Genomic DNA, 6,295 nt, shown 5'->3' with positions numbered 1-6,295 from the left:
TGTCGAACTCCAGACCGAGGAGGATCGCCAGGTTCGTCACCCACAGCCACACCAGGAAGATGATGACGCCCGCCAGCGTGCCGTACGTCTTGTTGTACGAGCCGAAGTTCGCCACGTAGAAGGCGAACCCGACGGAGGCCAGCAGCCAGACCAGCAGGGCGATCACGCTGCCCGGCGTGATCCACTTGAAGCCCCGCACCCGGGCGTTCGGGGTGGCCCAGTACAGGACCGCGATCATGATGGTGACGAGCAGCACCAGGACGGGCCACTTGGCAATGGACCACACGGTCAGCGCGGTGTCGCCGACGCCGAGCGCGGTGCCCGCCTGCCGGGCCAGACTGCCGGTGAACACCACGATGAGCGCGCTGACCACGGCGAGCACGAGCAGCACCACGGTCAGCGCCACCCGCAGCGGCAGCACCTTCCACACCGGCCGCCCCTCGGGCACGTCGTAGACCGCGTTGGCGGCGCGGATGAACGCGGCCACGTAGCCGGACGCCGACCAGACGGCACCGAGCACACCGACCACCGCAAGCACGGAGCCGAGGCCGGCCTTGGCCTGGAGCTGTTTCACCGCGTCGGTGATGACGTCCCGCGCGGACCCGGGGGCGAGCTTCTGGATGTTGTCCAGGACCTCCTGGGTGGCGGACTGCCCGGCGATGCCGAGCAGGGACACCAGCACCAGCAGGGCCGGGAACAGCGCCAGGATCCCGTAGTAGGTCAGGGCGGCGGCGCGGTCGGTGAGTTCGTCGTCCTTGAACTCGGACAGCACACGCCGCAGCAGCGCCTTCCACGAGCGCTTGGGCAGGTCCGTGGGCGAGTCGGGGGCGGCCCGCTCGGTGGAGGCGCCCGGACCGAAGTCCTCCGGCGCCTTGCCCTCCGTCGCGCTGTGCCGGTCCGGTGTGTGCTTCCCGTCGTGGGAAGGGGGCTGTTCTGGCATGTCCGCCGGGTTGCCCGTCCGGCCGTGTCCACGCATGCGCGCCCGCGTCCGCGCCGGTGCGCGGGTGCGCGCACCGGGTGTGCGGCGCGCGCCCGGAGCCGCGCCGTTCACTCGTGGCGGCGGGCCGGGGACCGCTCGCACCATGGTCCGTGCGGACAGGTCCCGCCCACCATCCGCACCGGGGCGCGGGCCTGCCCGCGCCCCCTCCCTCGCGGGCCGAAACGTCGCAGTATGCCGCACCGAGGGCACGTTCCTCTGGAAAATGCCAAAGCGCTCACCGGATCCGTGCACCTTCCGTAGTGTCGTCGTCACGTTCGCGGTACAGCCGTGCAGGGGGAGGGGATCCGGCGTGCCCGGAATCGACGAGAGTCTGCTGGAAGCCATGCGGCTGCCCGGCGCCCGGGGCGCTTCGCTGGTCGACTGGATCAGCGGGCTCGCCCTCGGCGCGGTGGGTGACGCGCCGGGCGGCGACCCGGAGGCGACGGCCGCGGAGACGGCCGAACTCGCCCGGCACGTCGCGGAGAGCGGTTCCCTGGCACCGGCCGGCGAGGCCGCCGCGGAGAAGGAACCGCCGGTCGAGGACATGATCGTCACGACGGCGGACTCCTACCACCTGCTCCGCTTCGTCAGCACCCCCTTCGACAGCACCGTCTTCCTCCACCTCTGGCTGGACCGCAACGACGGCAATCTCGCCCTGGCCCGCATCCGGCTCGCCGAGATGGCGGACCGCCTGGTGCTCGGATGACCGCGGCGATGACGGCGTGGACCGAGCACGGGACGACGTCCGAGGCCCTCGGCACCCTGGCGGCCGAAGGCGCCACCGGCGCCCTGTCCGGCGAACGGGGCATCGTCTACCTCTCCGCCGGCCGCGTCGTGCACGTGGAGTCGGCCCTCACCCCGGACCTCGGCGCGCTGCTCACCCGCAGCGGCGCCGTCCCGACCGACGGCTGGTGGGAGGCGGTCGACCGGGGCGGGGTCCAGCACCGGGTCGGACACCGGCTGGTGGACAGCGGCCGGCTCGCCGCCGGCGCCCTGGAGGTCTGCCACCTGGGCGCGCTCTTCGACGCCGCGTACTTCGTGCTCGCCCACGACACGCGCGCGCACCGCTTCCGGCCCGGCGCCCTGCACTGGCTCGGCGCGGTGCGGTCCGTGCCCGTCGACACCGTCGTACGGGAGTCGCGCCGCCGCCGCGATCTGCTGGAGCGCATCTGGCCGGACCCCGACATCGACGTCGTGCCGCTCACCCGGGTGCCCGGCGCCGGCACCGGCGACCTGCCGGCCCGGCGCAGCCGGACCCTGACCCAGGTCGACGGCGTGCGCACCGCCGCGGACATCGCCGCGTCCCTCGCCTGCCGCACCTACCACACCCTCGTCGAACTGCGCCGCCTGGCCGCCGACGGACTCGTCACCGCCGCCGAGCCCACCCCCGTGCCGGCCGCGGCGGGCCCACGGGCGCACCCGTCCGAGTGGGACGACCCGGACACGGCCCTGCTGCGACGGCTTCGAGACGCCCTGGAGGCCCTGTGATCCGCGCGCGTCGCCAGCGTGCCGAAAGGAGACTGCTCATCATGGCCGTCGAGAGCGACGTCCTGGACGAACTGCACCGCCTGCGCAACCGCGTGCCCCAGCTGACCGGATCGCTCGCGGCCACCGTCGACGGGCTCGTACTGGCCCACGACGCCCCGGGCACCGAGCACGAGAGCCTCGCCGCCCTCACCGCCGCCGCCCTCGGCGTCGCCCACCGCATGGCCGAGGCCACCGCGCGCGGCGGCTTCCGCGAACTGCTGCTGCGCGGCGACGAGGGCTACGTCGCCACCTACGCGGCCGGACCGGCCGCCGTGCTCACCCTGCTCGCCGAGGGCCGCGTCAACGTGGGGCGGCTGCACCTGGAGGGCCGGCGCAGCGGCGCCCGCATCGGCGAACTGGTCGCCGCCCATCTGAGCCACGACCGCACCCGGGCCGGCGACCGGCCGGTGCAGGGCGAGCACGCCGCGACGACGCCGGCCGACCCGGCGCGGCCGATCGGCACCCTGCCGGTGCGCACCCCGCAACGGCCCGCACACGAACCACGCCCCCAGGCCGGCGGCCACCGCCGGCCGACCTGACCCCGGTCAGGTGTCCACCGATCACGTACGGAAGGAAACCCACCCATGGCCAACCTGGAGACCTCGCTCAAGGAATGCCTGAGCTCGATCGACGGAGCGACCGCCGCGGCGCTGGTCGACTACACCAGCGGCATGGCCCTCGGCACGCTGGGCGGGACCAAGGACTTCAACCTGGAGGTCGCCGCCGCCGGCAACACCGATGTCGTGCGGGCCAAGCTGCGCACGATGGAACTGCTCGGTCTGAAGGAGGAGATCGAGGACATCCTGATCACCCTGAACAGCCAGTACCACCTGATCCGCCTGCTCAAGGGCCGTGGCGGCAACGGGCTGTTCCTCTACCTCGTGCTCGACGGCAGCCGCGCCAACCTGGCGATGGCCCGGCACCAGCTGCGCCGCATCGAGACCGAGCTGGAGGTCTGACCCGCTCCGGCGCGACACGCGGGCGCGGCCCGGCGGAACCCCCCGCCGGGCCGCGCCCGCGTGCCGTCGCGTCCTTGCTCAGGCGCCGCTCTCCCGGAGCATGTCCTCGCGCTCGACGAGCTTCACGCGCTCGCGGCCCTGCGGCTCGCCCAGCGCCTTCTCCGCGGCGTCGAGCCGGTACCAGCCGTCCCACGTGGTGAAGCGGACGTTCCGCTCGGCGAGGTACGCGTCCACGGCCTCCGGGTCCGGAGAGGCCGGCGTGTGCAGACGGCCGTTCGCGTAGTCGTCCAGCAGGTTCGACACCGTCTCGTTGGCGTCGCCCTTGGTGTGGCCGATCAGGCCGACCGGGCCGCGCCGGATCCAGCCGGTGACGTACGTCGACTGAAGGTGCTCGCCGGACTCCTGGACGACGCGTCCGCCCTCGTCCGGGACGGTGCCCGAGTCGAGGTCCCAGGGCAGCTTGGGGAGCTGGTCGGACAGGTAGCCGACGGCCCGGTAGACCGCCTGGACGTCCCAGTCCTTGAACTCGCCGGTGCCCTTGACGTTGCCCGTGCCGTCCAGTGCGGTGCGCTCGGTGCGCAGGCCGACGACCGTGCCGTCCTCGCCGAGGATCTCGGTGGGCGACTCGAAGAAGTGCAGGAACAGCTTGTGCGGCCGGTCGCCGACGTCGCGGATCGCCCAGTTCTCCAGGGTCTTGGCGACCATGTCGGCCTGCTTGTTGCCGCGCCGGGTCGCGATCGAGCCGTCGTCGTAGTCGATGTCCTCGGGGTCGACGATGACCTCGATGTTGGGGGAGTGGTCCAGCTCCCGCAGCTCCATCGGGCTGAACTTGGCCTGCGCGGGGCCGCGGCGCCCGAAGACGTGGATCTCCCGCGCCTTGTTGGCCTTCAGGCCCTCGTGGACGTTCGGCGGGATCTCGGTCGGCAGCAGCTCTTCGGCCGTCTTGGCGAGGACGCGGGCCACGTCGAGGGCGACGTTGCCGACCCCCAGGACGGCGACCTTCTCCGCCTCCAGCGGCCAGGTGCGCGGGAAGTCGGGGTGCCCGTCGTACCAGGCGACGAAGTCGGCCGCGCCGTACGAGCCGTCCAGGTCGATGCCGGGAACGGACAGGGCCCGGTCCGCCGTGGCGCCGGTGGCGAAGATCACACCGTCGTAGAAGGCGCGCAGATCGTCCAGGCTGATGTCGGTCGGGTAGTTCACGTTGCCGAAGAGGCGGATCTGCGGCTTGTCGAGCACCTGGTGCAGGGCCGTGATGATGCCCTTGATGCGCGGGTGGTCGGGCGCGACGCCGTAGCGGATGAGTCCGAACGGGGCGGGCATGCGCTCGAAGATGTCGATGGAAACACCGGGATCGGCGGCCACCTCGGACTTGAGCAGGGCGTCAGCGGCGTAGATCCCGGCCGGGCCGGATCCGACGATGGCCACCCGCAGAGGGCGGGGCATGTTCAGGTTCCCTTCGAGCGGTAACAGATCGACTCTCGGGGAAGCCTAAGCTAAGGCAAGCCTAAGTCGGTACGCGGGTCCGGTCTATGAGGCCATAAGGACGACTTATGGCACCTCATGGCTCTGCTTTGTGGCCCGGGTTTGAACCCCCGGTCACGGGTGACGCAGGCGTAGGCGCGGTGAACGCGTCCCACGTCCGTCTCGTGAGGGGAGCCCCCGTGCAGCGTCCCGACGACCGCCCGGATCCGAACCGGTGGCGGGCCCTGTGGGTGACGCTGGTCGCCGGCTTCATGACCTTGCTGGACGTGACGATCGTCGCCGTCGCCCTGCCGTCCATGCAACGGGAGCTGCACGCCTCCGCGGCGTCCGTGCAGTGGGTCGTGTCCGGCTACGCCCTCGCCTTCGCCCTGACCCTGGTCACGGCCGGCCGGATCGGCGACGCGTTCGGCAGACGCCGCGTGTTCCTCGTCTCCCTCGCCGCGTTCGTGGTGTGCAGCGCCGGGGCGGGGGCCGCGCCCGGCATCGGGCTGCTGGTGGCCGCCCGGCTCGCCCAGGGGATCGCCGCGGGCAGCCTCGCGCCGCAGAACTCGGCCCTGATCCAGCAGCTCTTCCGGGGCGCCGAACGCGGACGCGCCTTCGGCCTCTTCGGTGCCACCGTGGGGGTCTCCAGCGCCGTGGGGCCGGTCGTCGGCGGTCTGATCCTGGCCCTGGCCGGCCCCGAGGGCTGGCGGTGGATCTTCTACGTCAACGTGCCCGTGGGGGTGATCGCCCTGCTGCTCGGCCTGCGCCTGCTGCCGCGGGTCGCGCCCGGCGGCCGGGGACGCCTCGACCCGGTGGGCGTCGCGCTCCTGGGCGCCGGGATCCTCGCCGTGATGCTGCCGCTGGTGCTCGCCGAGGCGGGCGGGGTGCGCCGCACGTGGTGGCTCTTCCCGGCGGGGCTGCTGGTCCTGCTCGGCTTCGCCGCCTGGGAGCGCCGCATCGCCCACCGCGGCGGGGAGCCGCTGCTGGACCCCGGGCTGCTCACCGAGACCCGCGGCTACGCCACCGGCGCGGGGCTTGCAGCCCTGTACTTCGTCGGGTTCAGCGGGGTGTGGCTCGTCTTCGCGCTGTTCTTCCAGAACGGGCTGGGCTTCTCACCCCTCAAGTCCGGACTGGCGGTGACCCCGTTCGCCGTGGGCTCCGCCGTCGCGGCGGCCGTGGCGGGCCGGCTGGTGGAGCGGCTGGGCCGGCTGCTGACCGTCTGGGGACTCGTCGCCGTCATGGCGGGGCTCGGGACGACCGCGCTGGTGCTGTGGCTCGCCCCCGCCGACCGCGCCGCCTGGTACGCGGCCCCGGCACTGCTGGTCGGCGGGCTCGGCAGCGGCTGTGTGATCTCCCCGAACATCAC

7 protein-coding genes are annotated in these 6,295 nt (G+C 72.9%); 5 read left to right on the top strand and 2 right to left on the bottom strand.

The features are described 5' to 3' along the window. Window positions 1-976 (bottom strand): YhjD/YihY/BrkB family envelope integrity protein (locus GTW67_RS36775; protein ID WP_524539864.1); only part of this gene is annotated, 976 nt, incomplete at its 3' end. 313 nt (window positions 977-1,289) lie between these two features. On the opposite strand from GTW67_RS36775, the gene GTW67_RS36770 reads away from it, so the two are divergent. Genes GTW67_RS36770 through GTW67_RS36755 form a run of 4 tightly spaced genes read left to right on the top strand, consistent with a single transcriptional unit; the run spans window position 1,290 to window position 3,465 of the window. Next, window positions 1,290-1,685 (top strand): hypothetical protein, encoded by a 396-nt coding sequence (locus GTW67_RS36770; RefSeq protein WP_161167574.1) that lies wholly within the window; start codon window positions 1,290-1,292, stop codon window positions 1,683-1,685. After that, complete coding sequence (locus GTW67_RS36765) at window positions 1,682-2,467, top strand: hypothetical protein (RefSeq protein ID WP_237519213.1); 786 nt, start codon at window positions 1,682-1,684, stop codon at window positions 2,465-2,467. Before GTW67_RS36770 ends, GTW67_RS36765 begins: the two co-directional genes overlap by 4 nt. 41 nt (window positions 2,468-2,508) lie before the next feature. After that, window positions 2,509-3,045: a roadblock/LC7 domain-containing protein gene (locus GTW67_RS36760; RefSeq protein ID WP_161169035.1), complete on the top strand. Its 537-nt coding sequence runs from the start codon at window positions 2,509-2,511 to the stop codon at window positions 3,043-3,045. A gap of 45 nt (window positions 3,046-3,090) precedes the next feature. Beyond that, the gene (locus GTW67_RS36755) at window positions 3,091-3,465 is read left to right on the top strand and encodes a roadblock/LC7 domain-containing protein (protein ID WP_161169034.1); all 375 of its coding nucleotides are present in this window, start codon (window positions 3,091-3,093) and stop codon (window positions 3,463-3,465) included. 78 nt (window positions 3,466-3,543) lie between these two features. On the opposite strand, the gene GTW67_RS36750 is transcribed toward GTW67_RS36755, so the two are convergent. Next, window positions 3,544-4,908, bottom strand: coding sequence for an FAD-dependent oxidoreductase (locus GTW67_RS36750; RefSeq protein WP_161169033.1), 1,365 nt, complete (start codon window positions 4,906-4,908; stop codon window positions 3,544-3,546). Between the two features lie 218 nt (window positions 4,909-5,126). Here GTW67_RS36750 and GTW67_RS36745 point away from each other — a divergent pair. Further along, a partial coding sequence (locus GTW67_RS36745) for an MFS transporter (RefSeq protein ID WP_161169032.1) occupies window positions 5,127-6,295 on the top strand: 1,169 nt, incomplete at its 3' end.

The sequence above is a fragment of the Streptomyces sp. SID5910 genome (assembly GCF_009862125.1).
In the GTDB taxonomy this organism is placed as follows: domain Bacteria; phylum Actinomycetota; class Actinomycetes; order Streptomycetales; family Streptomycetaceae; genus Streptomyces.
Note: the sequence above shows the minus strand (reverse complement) of the source record. Positions and strands in the feature narration are given on the sequence as shown.